Origin of the sequence: uncultured Allobosea sp. (assembly GCF_945957345.1) — a bacterium.
In the GTDB taxonomy this organism is placed as follows: domain Bacteria; phylum Pseudomonadota; class Alphaproteobacteria; order Rhizobiales; family Beijerinckiaceae; genus Allobosea.
In genome coordinates, this window is record NZ_CAMFKW010000002.1 from 1 (window position 1) to 16648 (window position 16648).

Sequence of the window (16648 nt, forward strand, 5' to 3'; positions counted from 1 at the left end):
GCGAGGTCGCGCCGAAGGTCGAGGCCTCGCCGCCATAGGCGCGCGCCGCGATGTCTGAGGTCGCCTCGCGGGCGAGCGAGGCGATGGCCCGCACGGCGGCGAGCTTCATCGCCTCGTTGATCGTCGTCGCCTGCACGTCCAGCGCGCCGCGGAAGATATAGGGGAAGCAGAGGACGTTGTTGACCTGGTTCGGATAGTCCGAGCGGCCGGTGCAGATCATCGCGTCGGGGCGGACAGTGAGCGCGTCTTCCGGCGTGATCTCGGGATTGGGGTTCGCGAGCGCCAGGATCAATGGCTTCGGCGCCATCTGCTTGGCCATCTCGGGCTTGAGCACGCCGGCGGCGGAGAGGCCGAGGAAGATGTCGGCGCCGCCGATGACGTCGCTGAGCGTGCGGGCGTCGGTCTCCTGCGCATAGACCTCCTTCCAGCGGTCCATCAGCGTGTTGCGGCCCTTGTAGACCACGCCGTCGATATCGCTGAGCCAGATGTTCTGGCGCTGCGCGCCGAGCTCGACCAGCAGGTTGGTGCACGCCAGCGCCGCCGCGCCCGCGCCGGAGACGACGATCTTGACGTCGGCGATCTTCTTGCCCGCGAGGTCGAGTCCGTTGAGGACGGCCGCGCCGACGATGATCGCCGTGCCGTGCTGGTCGTCGTGGAAGACCGGAATCTGCATCCGGGCCTTGAGCTGCTCCTCGATCTCGAAGCATTCCGGGCCTTTGATGTCCTCGAGATTGATGCCGCCGAAGGTCGGCTCCAGCGCCGCGACGACCTCGACGAATTTCTCGATGTTCTTCTGTTCGACCTCGATGTCGAAGCAATCGATGCCGGCGAATTTCTTGAAGAGGACGGCCTTGCCCTCCATCACCGGCTTCGAGGCGAGCGGGCCGATATCCCCGAGGCCGAGCACGGCCGTGCCGTTGGTAATGACGGCGACGAGGTTCTGGCGCGAGGTCAGCTCGGCGGCTTCGGAGGGATCGTCGACGATCGCCTCGCAAGCCGCGGCGACGCCCGGCGAATAGGCGAGCGCCAGGTCGCGCTGGTTGCCGAGCGGCTTGGTCGCCTGGATCTCGAGCTTACCCGGGCGGGGCTGGCGGTGATAGACGAGCGCGCCCGAGCGCAGATCGTTCGAGAGAGTGCTTTTCATCGCGCGCCTTCATCCCCGCAGTCGGAATGTTGCTGGTCGCGCGAAAGCCCCCATGCCGTCAAGCCGTCGACACCGCTAGCAGTTTCGCCGGAGCGGAAAGGGTGGCGCAGGCGCGAACTTGAATCAATTTGGCAAGATGCTGAATCGGCATGCGAGAAATTGCACGCAAGCGCCGGAAACGATTCGACAAATCTCCGGCGCCAGATCAGCTTACGATTCAGAACGCCTTGAAGGTGATGATCGTGTGGGTGTCGGCGATCTCGGGGATCGACTGCACCTTCTGCGCGACGAAATGGCCGATATCGACATCGGCCCCGACATGGAACTTGGCCAGGATGTCGTAATTGCCGGCGGTCGAGTAGATCTCGGAGGCGATCTCGCGATCGGCCAGTTCGCTGGCGACCTCGTAGGTCTTGCCGAGCTTGCATTTGATCTCGACGAAGAAGGTCTGCATCGCGCACTCCGAAACTTTGATGCCGTCTGGATAGAATCCTGGATGGGGTGAGATCAAGCGCCGGCGAGCGCGGCGATCCGGCGGGTCATCGCATTCTCGGGATCGGTCAGCCCCGCGATCACCGTGAAATGGTTGGCGTAAGGGATCGCTTCGTAACGTGTCGTCACACCTTCCAGCCCCCAGACATCGACGAGACGGCGGCTCTGCTTGTGATACTCGTCGCTCTCGACACCGCCGACCACGGCATCCATGGTCAACCGCGACGGTGCCGGCCAGAACAGCGGGCTTTCCAGCTCCGCGGCAGCGAGGTCGAGATTCAGCGCGTTGTTGATGCTGGTCTCGGTCAGCGGCTTCAGGTTGTAGAGGCCGGAAATGCCATAGGCGGCCGGCACGAGCTGGTCCGGCAGGTCGGGATCGACATTCTTCCAGTCGGTGGCGAGCGCGCAGGCGCTGAGATGGCCGCCGGCAGAGTGCCCCGTCGCGACCACGGGCAGGCCGAAGCGCCGCCAGAGCGCCGCGGCCGCCTGCTGCAATTCCCAGACGATATGGCCGAGATGGACCTGCGGGCAGAGATCGTAGCCGACGACTGCGACCGGCAGGCCGAGCCGGTTCAGCCCGCGCGCCATATGCGAGAAATAGCTGCGGTCGAGCGCCTGCCAGTAGCCGCCATGGATGAACATGACCAGCGCATTGCCGCGGATCGAATCGGGCTTGAACAGGTCGTAGGCTTGGCGCGCGCCCTCGCCATAGGAGACGTCCAGCTCGCACAGGGACTCGGCGCGATAGGCGGCGGCATCGGTCTGCCAGCCGGCGATGATGCCGGGATGTTCCGGCACGCGAGCGCGGTTGTTGTATTCGGTTTCGTAGTCGGGCGACATCGATCGTCCATCGCTGAAGGGCGCGTTTGGCTGGGCCGCACCGTGGCAGCCCGGCGCGCTTCGCGCCAGCGCTTTTGACAGGACCCCGTGTCGGCGCCAAAAGGCGGCAAGCTCGCAGCAGGCGGGCAATTGGAGGTCGCCATGGAAAACCCTGTGCTTGCCGAGGTCACGCGCGGCAATGTCGTCGAATCCCGCCATCGCGGCGCGGCGATCGTCGTCGATGCCGATGGCGGCGTGGTGTTTTCCGCCGGCGATGTCGAGCGCCCGGTCTTCCCGCGCTCGGCCGTCAAGGCGATCCAGGGGCTGCCCTTGATCGAGAGCGGCGCCGCCGATCGCTACGGGCTGACCGAGGCCGAGATCGCGCTCGCCGTCTCCTCGCATTCCGGCGAGCCGCTCCATGCCGAGACCTCGCTCGCGATGCTGCGTAAGGCCGGCCGCGATGCCGGTTGCCTGGAATGCGGCGCGCATTGGCCCTCGAATGAGCTCGTCTCGCGCGCCCTGGCCAAGTCGGGTGCCGAGCCGAGCGCCCTGAACAACAACTGCTCGGGCAAGCATGCCGGCTTCGTCTGCCTGTCCTGCAACATGGACGAGGATCCCAAGGGCTATGTGAAGGCGAGCCATCCCGTGCAGCAGGCCGTGCGCGGCGCTTTGGAAGCCGTGACCGGCGCCGCCCATAGCGCCGATCGTATGGGCACCGACGGCTGCTCGATCCCGTCCTACGCCGTGCCGCTTTCGGCGCTGGCGCTGGGCTTCGCCCGGCTCGGCACCGGCCGGGGCTTCGGGCCGGAGCGGGCGAAGGCTGCGGCGCGCATCCGGGCAGCCGCGGCGGCCCATCCCTTCATGGTCGCCGGCACGGGCCGTTACGACACGCGGCTGATGGACCTGCTCGGCGCGCGCGCCTTCACCAAGACCGGGGCCGAGGGTGTCTATTGCGCCGCGCTGCCGGAGCTGGGCTACGGCATCGCCTTGAAATGCGATGACGGCGCCGGCCGTGCCGCCGAGATCGCGCTCGGCGCTTTGATCGCCCGCTTCCTGCCGATGGACGAGGCCACGCAGGCCGCCTTCGCGCCGCTGCGCGAAACCGTGCTGAAGAATTGGAACGGCATCGAGGTCGGCCGCATCCGCGCGCCCGCGGCCTGAGACTGGCTCAGCGCACCGCGTTGTTGGCGACCACGACCCCCGATGCCTTGGCATCGGGGGTCTTCGTCAGGTCGCCGGTGACGGGCTTGCCATATTCGGTGCCGATGACCGCGCCGTCGCGGGCCTCGGCGATGACGTTGTTGGCGATCAGCGCGTTGCGCTCCTTCGGCACGAGCGAGACCGAGATGCCGATCCCGGCCTTGCGGATGATGTTGCCGGTAGCGGCGAGGTTGCGCATGCCCCAGGACCAGCCGAGCGCGATGCCGGCATCGCTGACATCCTCGACGATATTGCCAGTCACCGCCGCTTCCGCCTCGACATGGATGCCGAAGCCGCCGACCGGGTCCTTGGTGTAGGGCATGCTGGCCCGCTTCGCCCTGCGGATGATGTTGTTGGCGCAGACCGCGATCCGCCCACCCTGGTCGAGATTGGTCATCGTGGCGCCGGCCGCGCAGTCCTCGACGAGGTTATTGGCGATGATGGCGCCTTCGAAGGCGAACTCGCTGTAGAGACCGACCTCGCCGCAGCGCCGCCCCTGATTGCCGAGCATCTGCACGCCCGAGCCGGAATTGTTGCGGATGAAGGTCATCGCGCAGTCGCGCAGCTGGTTGCCCTCGATGATGACGCCGCCGGCGCGGAAGGCGCTGATGCCGTTGCCGTTCTGGCCGCTGCCGCCGCCATCGGCGCGGATGCGCAGGACATGGTTGTTGCGCACGATCGAGCCGTCGTCGCCCGGCTGGCTGCGCCAGATCTGGATGCCGTTATTGCCGCAATCCTCGACGCGGTTTTGTTCGATGGAGAGCCCCTTCGAATCGATCGAGAACAGCGCCGCATCCCGCATGTTGCGGAAGCGGCTCGCCGTGATTCGCCCACCGCAGCGATCGAGCGTCAGCCCGACCGAGCCGGCCTTGGCGAAGGCGCATTCCGAAATCGTGATCTCGCCGACATTCTCTGCCGCCAGCAAGCCGCTGCGCTGGGCCGCGGGAATGTCGAGCCCGTCGAAACCCAGGCCGGACAGTGCGGCCCGGCCAATATTGCGGGCGATCAGGACGGACTGGCCGCTAGCCGTGACGAGATGGGTTTCGCCGGGCACGCCGACGATCCGCGCATTCTCGGGCAGGGCGACGCCGCCGATCCGATAGCGGCCGGGCGGCAGCAGCAGTGGAGCCCCGCGCTCGGCGGCCTGCTTCAGAGCTGCCTGCAGCTGTCGCGACTGATCCTCGGTGGCGCCCGGGCGCAGTCCCAACTGGCCTGCGTCGAGCCCGAGATGGCCCAGCGGGCCGGCCGCCGTCCCGCGCGATTGGGCATGGGCAGGCAGAACGGCAGAGACCGTGCCGAAAAGGCCCATCGCCAGCACGCCGCGTCGGGAAAGCTCCATGGAAACTCCTGTTCCATCTGCCCGGATCAAGCCGCATGCCAGCGTGACTTGTGTCGATCTGGAACCGCGCTGCCCGGTGCAGGTGCTATAATCCAAGCGCCCGCGCGATCTCGTCGGCGGCTGCCGTCGGGGGCAGGCGCCCGGCGGCGACGGCGGCTTCAAGCTCCGGCGTGCGGGCCTTGAGCGCGGAATCGTGCCGGAGCTTGGCCTGCAGCCGGTCCTGCACCATCGCCCACATCCATTTCACGTCCTGCTTGCGGCGCTTCTCGGCGATCAGGCCCTTGGCCTCGAAGCGGGCATGGTGCCCTTCGATCTTGGACCAGAGGGCATCGAGGCCGAGCCCGGTCAGCCCCGAGATCGTCACGACCGGCGTGCTCCACAGCGGCGAGGCCGGCGCCAGGATGTGCAGTGCGGCCTTGTATTGAGCCGCAGCCGCGCGCGCAGGCGTCGCGCCGTCGCCATCGGCCTTGTTCACCGCGATCATGTCGGCGAGCTCGATGATGCCCTTCTTGATGCCCTGCAATTCGTCGCCGGCATTGGCCAGCATCAGCACGAGGAAGAAATCGGTGAGGTCGGCGACCGCCGTCTCCGACTGGCCGACGCCGACCGTCTCGACCAGGATCACGTCGAAGCCGGCGGCCTCGCAGAGCAGCATGGTCTCGCGCGTCTTGGCAGCGACGCCGCCGAGCGTGCCAGAGGAGGGGGAGGGGCGGATATAGGCGTTGGCGTCGACGGCGAGCCGGGCCATTCGCGTCTTGTCGCCGAGGATCGAGCCGCCGGTGCGGGTGGAGGAAGGATCGACCGCCAGCACCGCGACCTTGTGTCCCTTGTCCGTCAAATAGGTGCCGAGCGCATCGATCGTGGTCGACTTGCCGACGCCGGGCACGCCGGTGATGCCGACCCGGATCGCGCGGCCGGTATGGGGCAAAAGCCGCTGGATCAGAGCCTGCGCCTGCACGCGATGGTCGGCGCGGCGTGATTCCGCCAGCGTGATCGCGCGTGCCAGAGCCGCCCGCTCGCCGGCGAGGATGGCATCGCCGAGCGGATCGGCTGGAGAGCTGCTGTCGACCATCGTGCCAGTTAGCAAGTCGCATGAGCGGGCGACAAGGCGTTCCGCGCGCTTCACTTGCTTCATCACTGTGTCATGCGCGCCTCTTGTGAATCCGCAGCGGCGATGAGACGACTCGGCGATGATGAGCGTGGCGATGCGGTTTCGTGCTTTCTGTTTGGCGCTGTTTCTGCCTCTGGCGCTCGTGGCCTGCGGCACGCCGCGTGTTCTGGAACTGAGCGAGGCGCCGAAGGCGGACATCGCTGGAACCGTCCAGATCTATGTCGCGACGACGCGCGAGGTCTCGGCGCAGCCGGTCTATTTCAGCGGGGAGCGTGGGCCGAAGCTCTCCTTCGCACGCCTCGACATCACCGTGCCGCGCGCCCACAAGCCCGGCAATCTGGAACTGCCCGATTCGGGACCGGGCGACCCCGCCAAGCATTTCACCGCGACCTATATCCAGAGGCTCGATCTCGCGCCGGTCGTCTCCGACGTGCGCAAGGAGCTGATGCAGCGCCCGGCGTCCCAGCGCGACGTGCTGGTCTTCGTCCACGGCTACAACACGAATTTCGCCGATGCGGTCTATCGCTTCGCCCAGATCGTCTACGATTCCGGCTTCAAGGGCGTGCCGGTGTTGTTCTCCTGGCCCTCGCGGGGGCAGCTCCTGGCCTATCCCTATGATCGCGAAAGCGCTTTCTATTCGCGTGATTTCCTCGAGCTGAACCTGCGCGCCATCGCCCGCGATCTCGGCACCTCGCGCATGGATATCCTGGCCCATTCAATGGGTACGCTACTGACGCTCGAGACGCTCCGCCAGGCCGCGATCCGTGGCGATGGCAGTTTCGGTGGCAAGCTGCGCGACGTCATGCTCGCTGCCCCGGACGTCGATCTCGACGTGTTCAAGACGCAGATGCGCGCGATCCGGCGGCCGATAACGGTCTTCGTCTCGGCCGATGACCGGGCGCTCGACTTCTCCCGGCGCTTCGCCGGCGACAAGACGCGGTTGGGCGCGGTGTCGAGCAAGGACACCGAAACGATCGCGGAGCTGGAAAAGCTCGGCGTAAGGCTGATCGACCTGTCCGAGGTCTCCTCCGGCGACAGCCTCAACCACGCCAAATTCGCGTCCTCGCCTAAGGTGGTGCAGCTCATCGGCCAAAGGCTGCAGCAGGACAGGGGCATCGGCTTCTCGGGGCCGCAATTCGGCGACCGGGTCGGCGATATCGCCGGCGGGGTTATCGGCACGGTCGGTTCGACCGTCGGGCTCGTCGTCACCGCGCCGATCCAGATCATCTCCGGCGGCAAGTGATGTCGCCTGGATGCAACGCCTGCGTCGCTGCACAACGACGCGAGCGTGCTTGCCCCATTCTGGCCGCGTTGGCCTGCCTTTAGAGGTCCGGCCGCCAGCGCGGCCTCTCAAATTCTGACCGGATGCCTGTCTCCATGCCCGTTACAAGGCGCGCCTTCTCATGCAGCTCGCTGGCTCTTGCCGCGTTCCTGCCGCTTGGCCTTGCCGCTTGCGCTCAGAGCGAGGCGAGCGTGTCCCCCTTCCAGGAGCCGGAGCGCGCCGACAGCTCCGCGCTCGGCAAGGACCCGCGGCTGCTCGTCATGACGACGCGCCAGTCGACCGGCAACGCCGCGCCCTATTTCAGCACCGATCGCGGTCCCCTGACCTTCGCCGTCGCGCAATTGTCGCCGCCGGGACGCGGTATCTCGGGGCGTGTGTCATCGGCCGTCAGCGGCGATTGGGCCGTGCTCGGGGTCTCGCGCGAAACCACGAGCGACGCGGTGCGGGCCTTTTCCGACGCCGTGAACGGGCGCGACGTGCTGCTCTTCATCCATGGTTTCAACGAGACTTTCGAGACCGCCGCGCGCAGCGCCGGCCAGCTCTCCCATTCCCTGGAGTTCCAGGGCCGCACCGCCCTGTTCACTTGGCCCTCCGGCGGCAAGCTCTTCGACTACGCCTATGATCGCGAGAGCGCGCTCTGGTCGCGCGACGGCTTCGTCCAGTCGCTGCAGGCGCTCGTCGCCAATCCGACGGTGGGCCGCATTCACATCGTCGCGCACTCCATGGGCACCTTCCTGACGCTCGAAGGCCTGCGCGAACTGCGTGATTCCCAGGACGTCTATGCCCGCATCGGTTCGGTGGTGCTGGCCTCGCCCGATGTCGATATCGACGCTTTCGAGCAGACCGTGAAGCGGCTTGGGACCCTGGCCCAGCGCATGACCGTCATCATCGATCCCGGCGATCGGGCGCTGGCCGTCTCCGCCCGTATCGCGGGCGGCGTCGCGCGCGCCGGCGCGGCGGACCGCTCGCGGCTGGAGGCCTTGGGCGTCAGGGTCGCCGACACCTCCGGCCGGGGCTGGAGCATGCTGCGTCACGACCTCTTCCTGTCCAATAGCGAGGTCACGCAGGTGGTGCGCCGCGCCATGGATCGCGGCGGCTAGGCCATGGCGCGCGGACCTCGCTGAAAGGTGCTATCTGCTTTTCGGTCGGGTGCGAGAACGGAGCGGGCGGAATGACGCGACTGAGCAGGGCATTGTTGGTCACCGCACTGGCGCTCGGCTTCGGCCTTTCCGCCGCATCGGCCGAGACACCGGCGCTTTTCGCCCAGACCGGGGCGGCCGAGAGCAGCTACACCGATCTGCTGCCGGCCACGATCGCGGTTTCGAGCTACGCGCCGCCGGCCTGCGCGGCCAAGCCCTGTCCATTGTTGATCGCGGTTCATGGCATGGGCCGCAACGCGAAAGGTGCGCGCGACGCCTGGAAAGCTGCGGCCGATCAGGCGGGCTTTCTCGTCCTGGCGCCGCGCTTCGACAGCGACCAGTTTCCCAGCCGCCTGTTCCAGCAGGGCGGCGTGCGCGGTGAGCCGGACAAAGCGAAATGGACCTTCGGCCTGATCGAGCGGCTGTTCGATGCCGCCCGTGCCAGCGGCCGCGTTTCCGGCGACACCTATACGCTTTTCGGGCACTCCGCCGGAGCCCAGTTCGTGCATCGCATGCTGCTGCTGATGCCGGAGGCGCGCATCGCGACGGCGGCGGTCGGCAACGCCGGCTACTACACGCTGCCGGCTCTGCAGGGCGAGCGGGCCTATCCTTATTCGCTCAAGGGTACGCCTGCCACCGACGCCACGCTGGCCCGTGCCTTCGCCAAGCCGATGCTGGTCATGCTTGGCGATCAGGACATCGATCCCAATCACCATCAGCTCAACAAATCCCGCGGCGCCGAAGAGCAGGGCGCGACCCGCTTCGCACGCGGGCAGCATTTCATGGCCGCAGCCAAGGACGAGGCGCGTCGCCTCGGCGTGCCGCTCCACTGGCGTGAAATCGATGTGCCCGGCGTGGCGCATCAGCAGAGCCGCATGGCCAAGGCTGCTGCGGCGGAGCTGTTCGGCGCCCGTTGAGCGCTGTTAAACCGCCGGCAGGCCGGAGCGCTTCTTGATCGTCGCCAGCGCGAAATTGGATTCGACCGACTGGATGCATTTCAGTCGTGTCGCCTTCTGCTTCAGGAAGCGCTCATAGCCCTCGATGCCGTCGGTGACGACGCGCAGCAGGTAATCCTGCGAGCCGGTCATCAGGTAGCACTCGGCCACCTCGCTCCAGGTTTCGACCGCCTTCTCGAACTCGGCGATCTGCTCCTGATTCTGCTGCGTCAGCCTGACCGAGACGAAGACGCTGAAGGGCAGGCCATAGGCCTTGGGGTCGACGACGGCGGTATAGCCCTGGATGACGCCAGTCTCTTCCAGCCGCTTCAGGCGCCTGAGGCAGGGCGTCGGCGACAGCCCGACCCGTTGCGAGAGGTCCTGGTTGGTGATGCGCCCGTCCTCGCGCAGCACGGCGAGAATCCGGCGGTCGATGCTGTCGAGCACGATATGCTCCATCCCTGTCAAAATTGAGCAGAAAGCTGCTCATAGCAGATTAGGATGATGCTGATCGGCCAAGCAATGGCGCGCTGAAGGGAATAATCTGGTGCCAGAAAACGGCCTGCGTCGCAGGATCGCAAGGGAGACGGCCATGAGCGCAGACAACTACCACAAGGACCGGATCGCCAACCGCAAGCTCCATCCCGAGACGCTGATGATGGGCTTCGGCTATTCGCCGGCCATGTCGGAAGGCTCGCTCAAGCCGCCGGTCTTCCTGACCTCGACCTTCGTTTTCGAGAACGCCCAGCAGGGCAAGGATTTCTTCGACTTCACCTCCGGCCGGCGCCAGCCCAAGCCCGGCGAGAAGCCCGGTCTCGTCTATTCGCGCTTCAACCATCCCAACATGGAGATCCTCGAAGATCGCCTGGCGATCTGGGATGAGGCCGAGAAATGCGCCGTCTTCGCCTCGGGCATGGCCGCGATCGCGACGACATGCTTCGCCTTCCTGCGGCCCGGCGACACGATCCTGCATTCCCGCCCGCTCTATGGCGGCACCGAGACGCTACTAAAGAACCAGATGGGCGCTTTCGGCGTCACGCCCTTCGGCTTCACCGACGGGCTCGACGTTGCGCAGATGCGTCAGGTCGCGAAGGACGCGGCTGCAAAGGGCCGCGTCGCGATGATCCTGGTCGAGACCCCCGCCAACCCGACAAACGGCCTCGTCGATCTCGCGGCCTGTAAGATGATCGCCGACGAACTGGAGAAGTCGCAGGGCCATCGCCCTCCCGTTGTCGTCGACAACACGATGCTCGGCCCGAAATACCAGAAGCCTCTGAAGCAGGGTGCCGATCTCTCGCTACTCTCGCTGACCAAATATGTCGGCGGCCATTCCGACCTCGTCGGCGGCTCGATCAGCGGCTCCGAGGCGCTGGTGCGGCAGGTCAAGGCCTGGCGCGGCTCGCTGGGGACGCAGCTCGACCCGAATTCCTGCTGGATGCTGATGCGCTCGCTGGAAACGCTCGACATCCGCATGAGTCGCGCCAACGAGAACGCCAAGCTGGTGGCGGAATACCTCGAAAGCCACCCGAAGGTCGCCAAGGTCCATTATCTCGGCAATCTCAAGGACGGCGACCCGCGCAAGGCGGTCTTCGACCGCCAGTGCACGGCGGCCGGCTCGACTTTCGCCTTCGACGTCAAGGGCGGCGAGAAGGAAGCCTTCGCCGTGCTCGACAACCTCCAGATCATGAAGCTCGCAGTCAGCCTCGGCGGTACCGAGACGCTGGTCTCGCATCCCGCGGCGATGACCCATTCCGGCGTCGCCCGCGAATTGCGCGAGGAAATCGGCCTGACCGATGCCTTGATCCGCATTTCGGTCGGCATCGAGAATATCGAGGACCTGATCTCGGATCTGGCCCAGGCCTTCGAGGCGGTTTGACCGCTTCGGAGCTCTAAACCCCGACCCGTCCCCAGCCCGGCAGCTTCAGCGCCGGGCTGCGCAGGTCGAACCCGGCGACGAGGCCGAGCAGGTTGATCTCGATGCCTTCGACCCAGCCGACCGTCACACCGGCAAGCCCGTAGAGCGAGGCCTGGATGCCGGTGCGGCTGGCCGTCAGCCCGGCGAACAGGCCGTCGGCGCGCCAGTCCTTGCCGAGCGCGGTCGGCGGCAGCGCCTGATGCAGCTCCGGCACCTCGGCCAGGACATGCTGGACGAAGCTGTTCGAGTTAGGTCCCGGCCAGGCGAGGTAGCTGCCGGGGCTGGAATAGGCGTAATCGGCCACGGCTGCCCTAATGCGCGGGATGAGCTGCTCGGCTGCCTCGCCGCGGATTTCGACGACCGGCTCCGGCGTGTTGCCGAACCAGCGGCCATCGGCCTCGCGATGATTGACCCTGACCGGCGTGCCCCAGCCGACGACGTCGAAGCGGGTATAGGCGCTGGCGCCGCGCTCCTTCACCACGATCCAGGAGTGATGCGCGAAGATGCCGCGCCAGCGCCCGACGCGCGCGGCGAAGACATGCACCGTCGCTTCCGGCTCCAGCGACGCCGCCGGCAGGAGCTTCGCGCTCGTCCAGTCGGCGCGCTGCCAGTCCGGCGCATGCGTCTGCCAGATCCACCAGCCCGCATGACTTGCGAGTGGCAGCAGGAATGCGATCGCGAAAAACAGCAGGAAGCGGCGGAAGATGCGCATCGGTACGGTATGTGCATCACGGCGCAGGCCGGCAAGAACCCGGCGCATCACGCTTGCGTCAGGCGCGCCTTGCCTGTGCGCGGGCATCCGGTCGCGCCCGATCGCGGTTGATGCCGGGGGGAAAGCTGGTAGCGTGCGCGCCGTCTGAGCTTGATGGAGGGGCAGATTGGGTAAGACGACGCGACTGGCCGGGGCTCTTGCCGCCTGTGCTATCGGACTGGGGCTTCTCGCCGCGCCAGCGGCCGCGCAGGACAAGCAACTGCGCATCTTCAACTGGTCCGACTATGTCGATCCTGAGGTGCTCGACGCCTTCAAGAAGGAAACCGGCATCACCGTCGTCTACGACACGTTCGACCAGATGGAGACGGTCGAGACCAAGCTTCTCGCCGGCAAGACCGGCTACGACCTGATCGTCGTCACCGCCTCCTTCCTGCCGCGCCATATCCCGCTGGGCATCTACCAGCCGGTCGACAAGGACAAGGCGCCGAACCTCAAGAATCTCTGGCCGGAAATCCAGACACGGCTGTCGAAATACGATCCCGGCAACAAATACGCCGTGAACTACATGTGGGGCACCACGGGGATCGGTTACAATACCGCCAAGATCAAGGAGCGTCTCGGCCCCGACGCGGTGATCGATAGCTGGAAGATCGTCTTCGAGCCGGAGACGCTGAAGAAGCTCTCCAATTGCGGCGTCCATGTGCTCGACGCGGTCGAGGAGATGTTCCCGGCGGCTTTGCGCTATCTCGGGCTCGATCCCGACTCGAAGAACGAGGCCGATCTCAACAAGGCCGGCGAACTCCTGCGCAAGATCCGCCCGCATATCCAGAAGTTCCACTCCTCGGAATACATCAACGCCCTTGCGAACGGCGATATCTGCCTCGCCGTCGGCTATTCCGGTGACATCCTGCAGGCCAAGAAACGCGCCGAGGAGGCCAAGAACGGCGTCCAGATCGCCTATTCCATCCCCAAGGAAGGCGCGTTGATGTGGTTCGATTCCTTCGTCATTCCGAAGGATGCGGCCAATGTCGATGCGGCGATGAAGTTCATCGACTTCGTCAACCGGCCGGAGATGGCGGCGAAAAACTCGGACTTCATCCAGTATGCCAACGGCAATCTCGCCTCGAAGCCGTTCCTCTCGGCGGCGGTGCGCGACAATCCCGGCATCTACCCCTCGGATGCGGTGATGGGACGGCTCTATACGATCACGCCCTATGACCAGAAGTCCCAGCGGTTGGTGAACCGGCTCTGGACGCGCGTGAAGACCGGCAAGTGACCGGCTTCGGACAGGTCGCGGGCACCATGAAGAAGACCTCGCCCGGCAGCGTGCGCCGGGCCTTTCAACCCTGGAACGATCCGGCGGCCAAGCCGCTGGTCGAGTTCCGGGGCGTGACCAAGCGTTTTGGCGAGGTCACGGCGGTGGACGATCTCTCGCTCGCGCTCTACCCGCGTGAGTTTTTCGCTCTGCTCGGGCCATCCGGCTGCGGCAAGACCACGCTGATGCGCATGCTCGCCGGCTTCGAGAGGCCCGATGCCGGCGCGATCCTGCTCGACGGGCAGGACATCACTGGCATTCCGCCGCATCTGCGGCCGATCAACATGATGTTCCAGTCCTATGCGCTGTTCCCGCATCTCAGCGTGGCCAGCAACATCGCTTATGGGTTGAAGCGGGAAGGGCTGCCGCGCGCCGAGATCGAGCGGCGCGTCGAGGAGATGCTGGCGCTGGTCAAGCTCTCCGGTCTTGGCGGCCGCAAGCCACATCAGCTCTCTGGCGGCCAACGCCAGCGCGTCGCGCTCGCCCGTTCGCTGGCCAAGCGGCCGAAGCTGCTGCTGCTCGACGAGCCGATGGCGGCGCTCGACAAGAAGCTGCGCGAGCAGACCCAGTTCGAGCTGATGGACCTGCAAAGCGAGCTCGGCCTGACTTTCATGGTCGTCACCCACGATCAGGACGAGGCGATGACCATGGCCGACCGCATGGCTGTGATGGATCACGGCAAGCTCGTCCAGATCGGCCCGCCCGACGTGATCTATGAGGCGCCCGCCAATCGCCACGTTGCGGAGTTCGTCGGCGACATCAATATCTTCGAGGGCCGGATCGTGGCGGTCGAGGGCGAGCTGGTCCGGGCCGAGACGCCGCATGTCGGCACCGTCGAGCTCGACGAGGAGGCGCCGGCCCTGAAGCCGGGCGAGCCGCTCGTCGTCGGCATCAGGCCGGAGAAGATCGAGATCGGCCATGATGAGCCCGCGCAGGCGGTCAACAAGGTTACCGGCGAGATCTGGGATATCGGCTATCTCGGCGACTTCACCATGATCCAGGTGATGCTGGGTGGGCAAGACGAACAGGGAAAAGGCGGCCCGCTCGTCAAGGTGGCGCTCGCCAATCGCACGCGCCGGCTGGCCCGGCCCTTCGCCTGGGATGACAAGGTCTGGCTCTCCTGGGATATCGAGGCCGGCGTGGTGCTGCCGCCATGAACGCGGTCGCTTCGTTGCAGCGGTTGCGCCGGCTCGTCGTGGCCGTGCCTTATCTCTGGTTGGCGCTGTTCTTCCTCGCGCCGTTCGCCGTTGTGCTGCGCATGGCCTTCTCGCAGGCCGCGACGGCCCTGCCGCCCTATGCGCCGCATTGGGAGGGCTTGGCGCAACTCGGCGACTTTCTGTCCCAGCTCGACATCGCGAATTTCAGCCTGCTCGGCGACGATCCGCTCTACTGGCAAAGCTATCTCTACTCCCTGCGCATTGCGGCGCTGACGACTGTCTTCGCGCTCGCGATCGGCTATCCGCTCGCCTATGCGATGGCATCAGTGCCGGCTCGCTGTCGCGGCCTGCTGCTCGTTTTCGTCATCCTGCCGTTCTGGACCTCCTTCCTGATCCGCGTCTACGCCTGGATCGGCATCCTGAGGCCGGAAGGATTGCTCGATGCGGTGCTCGCCTTCCTCGGTTTCGAGGGCGAGCCCTTGCGCCTGCTCAACACCGAGACGGCGGTGCTGCTTGGCATGGTCTATTCCTACCTGCCCTTCATGGTGCTGCCGCTTTTCGCGACGCTGGAGAAGCTTGATCGCGGCCTGCTGGAGGCGGCCTCCGATCTCGGCGCCACGCCAATCACGGCTTTCCTCACGGTGACGCTGCCGCTCTCGCTGCCAGGCATCTTCGCAGGCTCGGCGCTGGTCTTCATCCCGGCGGTCGGCGAGTTCGTCATCCCCGATCTGCTTGGCGGCCCCGATACCGTCATGATCGGCAAGGTGCTCTGGAACGAGTTTTTCTCGAACCGCGATTGGCCGTTGGCTTCGGCGGTGGCGGTCGTGCTCCTCTTCGTGCTGGTGCTTCCGCTTGTCCTGCTTCAGCGGGCTCGCCTGAGCCGGGAGATCGCGGCATGAGCCGGCTCGGCCCCGGATTGATCCTGGCGCTGATCGTCGGCTTCGCCTTCCTCTACCTGCCGATACTGACGTTGATCGCCTATTCCTTCAACGCCTCGCGGCTGGTGACGGTCTGGGGCGGTTTCTCGACGCATTGGTACGGCGCGTTGATGCAGAACGGGCCGCTGCTTGATGCCGCCTGGCTCTCGATCCGGCTTGGTTTCGTTTCAGCGACGCTGGCGACGATCCTCGGCACGCTGGCCGCGCTCGCGCTCGCCCGTCACGGGCGCTTCCGCGGGCGCATGCTGTTCTCAGGCATGGTGCTGGCGCCGCTCGTCATGCCTGAGGTCGTCACCGGCCTGTCATTGCTGCTGCTTTTCGTCGCCGCCGATGTCGAGCGCGGCTTCTGGACGGTGACGATCGCCCACGCGACCTTCAGCCTCGGCTTTGCCTGCATCGTCGTGCAGTCACGGCTCACCGGTTTCGATCGCTCGCTGGAGGAGGCTGCTCAGGATCTCGGCGCGACGCCTTTCGTCACCTTCTGGACCGTGACACTGCCCCTGATCTGGCCGGCGGTGGCGGCGGCCTGGATGTTGGCCTTCACGCTCTCGCTCGACGACCTCGTCATCGCGAGCTTCACGACGGGGCCTGGGGCGACGACGCTGCCGATGCGGCTCTATTCGGCGGTCAAGCTCGGCGTCTCGCCCGAGATCAACGCCGCCTGCACGATCATGATCGGCGCGGTCGCTGTCGTCGTGATCGCGGCTTCATTGCTTTTGAAGCGCGAGCAACTGACCGGCAGTTAAACGGCGGCTGAACGGCGCCCTCAAAGCCCGTTCAGCCACGTCATGCGAATGTCCGATCCGTGGCAGGGCGAACCCTGCGGGAACAGGACATGAGACCATGTTTGGCAATCGCGCCCGGATCGGTTTGGCAGCGCTCGCGCTCAGCGGTGCCGTTCTCGCAGTCTCGGCCTTCGCCGGGGCAGGCGAAGCCCAGGCCTTCGGCGGCTACGAGCGCTCCTATGATGGCCCAGCCTATGGCTATGGCTGGCGTCCGGCGCCGCCCGCCGTCTACGGCTTCTGGGGGCAGCGCCGCTGGCATCGCTATTATGACGGTTACGGCATGCGGCCGCCTCCGCCGCGCTACGGCTATGGTTACGGCTGGCGGTAAGTGTCGCCACGTCGGTCGTGACCATGGGGCGGGCGCT

The 16648-nt window shown here is 66.2% G+C and carries 17 protein-coding genes; 10 read left to right on the plus strand and 7 right to left on the minus strand.

Features of this window, described 5'->3' with window-relative positions:
- The 3 genes from Q0Q36_RS00935 to Q0Q36_RS00945 all read right to left on the minus strand — a co-directional run.
- On the minus strand, positions 1-1144 hold a 1144-nt coding region (locus tag Q0Q36_RS00935; RefSeq protein WP_293794905.1), incomplete at its 3' end, for a malic enzyme-like NAD(P)-binding protein.
- Between the two features lie 217 nt (positions 1145-1361).
- On the minus strand, positions 1362-1598 hold the full coding sequence (locus Q0Q36_RS00940) for an Lrp/AsnC ligand binding domain-containing protein (RefSeq protein ID WP_066610093.1): 237 nt from the start codon (positions 1596-1598) through the stop codon (positions 1362-1364).
- A 53-nt stretch (positions 1599-1651) separates the two neighbouring features.
- A complete protein-coding gene (locus tag Q0Q36_RS00945) occupies positions 1652-2476 on the minus strand; it encodes an alpha/beta hydrolase (protein ID WP_293794907.1) in 825 nt (274 codons plus the stop codon).
- 141 nt (positions 2477-2617) lie between these two features.
- On the opposite strand from Q0Q36_RS00945, the gene Q0Q36_RS00950 reads away from it, so the two are divergent.
- The gene (locus tag Q0Q36_RS00950) at positions 2618-3616 is read left to right on the plus strand and encodes an asparaginase (RefSeq protein ID WP_293794909.1); all 999 of its coding nucleotides are present in this window, start codon (positions 2618-2620) and stop codon (positions 3614-3616) included.
- A 7-nt stretch (positions 3617-3623) separates the two neighbouring features.
- Here the strand turns inward: Q0Q36_RS00950 and Q0Q36_RS00955 are convergent, their stop codons facing one another.
- Both Q0Q36_RS00955 and meaB read right to left on the minus strand, forming a co-directional pair.
- A complete protein-coding gene (locus tag Q0Q36_RS00955) occupies positions 3624-4994 on the minus strand; it encodes a TIGR03808 family TAT-translocated repetitive protein (protein WP_293794911.1) in 1371 nt (456 codons plus the stop codon).
- A gap of 85 nt (positions 4995-5079) precedes the next feature.
- Positions 5080-6066 (minus strand): methylmalonyl Co-A mutase-associated GTPase MeaB, encoded by a 987-nt coding sequence (gene meaB, locus Q0Q36_RS00960; protein WP_293794913.1) that lies wholly within the window; start codon positions 6064-6066, stop codon positions 5080-5082.
- A 133-nt stretch (positions 6067-6199) separates the two neighbouring features.
- Between meaB and Q0Q36_RS00965 the strand changes: the two genes are divergently transcribed.
- The 3 genes from Q0Q36_RS00965 to Q0Q36_RS00975 all read left to right on the plus strand — a co-directional run bounded on the left by Q0Q36_RS00965 (position 6200) and on the right by Q0Q36_RS00975 (position 9443).
- Positions 6200-7348 (plus strand): alpha/beta hydrolase, encoded by a 1149-nt coding sequence (locus tag Q0Q36_RS00965; RefSeq protein ID WP_265058483.1) that lies wholly within the window; start codon positions 6200-6202, stop codon positions 7346-7348.
- A gap of 230 nt (positions 7349-7578) precedes the next feature.
- The gene (locus tag Q0Q36_RS00970; protein ID WP_293794915.1) at positions 7579-8487 is read left to right on the plus strand and encodes an alpha/beta fold hydrolase; all 909 of its coding nucleotides are present in this window, start codon (positions 7579-7581) and stop codon (positions 8485-8487) included.
- Between the two features lie 71 nt (positions 8488-8558).
- Positions 8559-9443, plus strand: a complete 885-nt coding sequence (locus Q0Q36_RS00975; protein WP_293794916.1) for a hypothetical protein — start codon at positions 8559-8561, stop codon at positions 9441-9443.
- A 6-nt stretch (positions 9444-9449) separates the two neighbouring features.
- On the opposite strand, the gene Q0Q36_RS00980 is transcribed toward Q0Q36_RS00975, so the two are convergent.
- A complete protein-coding gene (locus tag Q0Q36_RS00980; RefSeq protein WP_265058486.1) occupies positions 9450-9920 on the minus strand; it encodes an Lrp/AsnC family transcriptional regulator in 471 nt (156 codons plus the stop codon).
- A 133-nt stretch (positions 9921-10053) separates the two neighbouring features.
- Between Q0Q36_RS00980 and Q0Q36_RS00985 the strand changes: the two genes are divergently transcribed.
- A complete protein-coding gene (locus Q0Q36_RS00985) occupies positions 10054-11337 on the plus strand; it encodes a cystathionine gamma-synthase family protein (RefSeq protein WP_293794917.1) in 1284 nt (427 codons plus the stop codon).
- A 13-nt stretch (positions 11338-11350) separates the two neighbouring features.
- Here Q0Q36_RS00985 and Q0Q36_RS00990 read toward each other — a convergent pair whose 3' ends face one another.
- A complete protein-coding gene (locus Q0Q36_RS00990) occupies positions 11351-12088 on the minus strand; it encodes a DUF3750 domain-containing protein (RefSeq protein WP_293795098.1) in 738 nt (245 codons plus the stop codon).
- Between the two features lie 184 nt (positions 12089-12272).
- On the opposite strand from Q0Q36_RS00990, the gene Q0Q36_RS00995 reads away from it, so the two are divergent.
- From Q0Q36_RS00995 to Q0Q36_RS01015, 5 genes are all read left to right on the plus strand, one after another.
- Complete coding sequence (locus Q0Q36_RS00995) at positions 12273-13364, plus strand: polyamine ABC transporter substrate-binding protein (protein WP_293795099.1); 1092 nt, start codon at positions 12273-12275, stop codon at positions 13362-13364.
- A 26-nt stretch (positions 13365-13390) separates the two neighbouring features.
- The gene (locus Q0Q36_RS01000; RefSeq protein ID WP_293795100.1) at positions 13391-14560 is read left to right on the plus strand and encodes an ABC transporter ATP-binding protein; all 1170 of its coding nucleotides are present in this window, start codon (positions 13391-13393) and stop codon (positions 14558-14560) included.
- Positions 14557-15459, plus strand: a complete 903-nt coding sequence (locus tag Q0Q36_RS01005; protein ID WP_293794918.1) for an ABC transporter permease subunit — start codon at positions 14557-14559, stop codon at positions 15457-15459. Before Q0Q36_RS01000 ends, Q0Q36_RS01005 begins: the two co-directional genes overlap by 4 nt.
- The gene (locus tag Q0Q36_RS01010; RefSeq protein WP_293794919.1) at positions 15456-16244 is read left to right on the plus strand and encodes an ABC transporter permease; all 789 of its coding nucleotides are present in this window, start codon (positions 15456-15458) and stop codon (positions 16242-16244) included. Before Q0Q36_RS01005 ends, Q0Q36_RS01010 begins: the two co-directional genes overlap by 4 nt.
- A 97-nt stretch (positions 16245-16341) precedes the next feature.
- Positions 16342-16611 carry a hypothetical protein gene (locus Q0Q36_RS01015; protein WP_293794920.1) on the plus strand — a complete coding sequence of 90 codons (270 nt, stop codon included), beginning with the start codon at positions 16342-16344 and terminating at the stop codon, positions 16609-16611.
- Positions 16612-16648 lie beyond the last annotated feature (37 nt).

Coding starts and splice junctions, on each gene's coding strand:
- Q0Q36_RS00950 (WP_293794909.1), top strand. CDS start 2,618: ATGGAAAACCCTGTGCTTGCCGAGGTCACGCGCGGCAATGTCGTCGAA.
- Q0Q36_RS00985 (WP_293794917.1), top strand. CDS start 10,054: ATGAGCGCAGACAACTACCACAAGGACCGGATCGCCAACCGCAAGCTC.
- Q0Q36_RS01000 (WP_293795100.1), top strand. CDS start 13,391: ATGAAGAAGACCTCGCCCGGCAGCGTGCGCCGGGCCTTTCAACCCTGG.
- Q0Q36_RS01010 (WP_293794919.1), top strand. CDS start 15,456: ATGAGCCGGCTCGGCCCCGGATTGATCCTGGCGCTGATCGTCGGCTTC.
- Q0Q36_RS00940 (WP_066610093.1), bottom strand. CDS start 1,598: ATGCAGACCTTCTTCGTCGAGATCAAATGCAAGCTCGGCAAGACCTAC.
- Q0Q36_RS00965 (WP_265058483.1), top strand. CDS start 6,200: ATGCGGTTTCGTGCTTTCTGTTTGGCGCTGTTTCTGCCTCTGGCGCTC.
- Q0Q36_RS00945 (WP_293794907.1), bottom strand. CDS start 2,476: ATGTCGCCCGACTACGAAACCGAATACAACAACCGCGCTCGCGTGCCG.
- Q0Q36_RS01015 (WP_293794920.1), top strand. CDS start 16,342: ATGTTTGGCAATCGCGCCCGGATCGGTTTGGCAGCGCTCGCGCTCAGC.
- Q0Q36_RS00980 (WP_265058486.1), bottom strand. CDS start 9,920: ATGGAGCATATCGTGCTCGACAGCATCGACCGCCGGATTCTCGCCGTG.
- meaB (WP_293794913.1), bottom strand. CDS start 6,066: ATGGTCGACAGCAGCTCTCCAGCCGATCCGCTCGGCGATGCCATCCTC.
- Q0Q36_RS01005 (WP_293794918.1), top strand. CDS start 14,557: ATGAACGCGGTCGCTTCGTTGCAGCGGTTGCGCCGGCTCGTCGTGGCC.
- Q0Q36_RS00955 (WP_293794911.1), bottom strand. CDS start 4,994: ATGGAGCTTTCCCGACGCGGCGTGCTGGCGATGGGCCTTTTCGGCACG.
- Q0Q36_RS00975 (WP_293794916.1), top strand. CDS start 8,559: ATGACGCGACTGAGCAGGGCATTGTTGGTCACCGCACTGGCGCTCGGC.
- Q0Q36_RS00990 (WP_293795098.1), bottom strand. CDS start 12,088: ATGCGCATCTTCCGCCGCTTCCTGCTGTTTTTCGCGATCGCATTCCTG.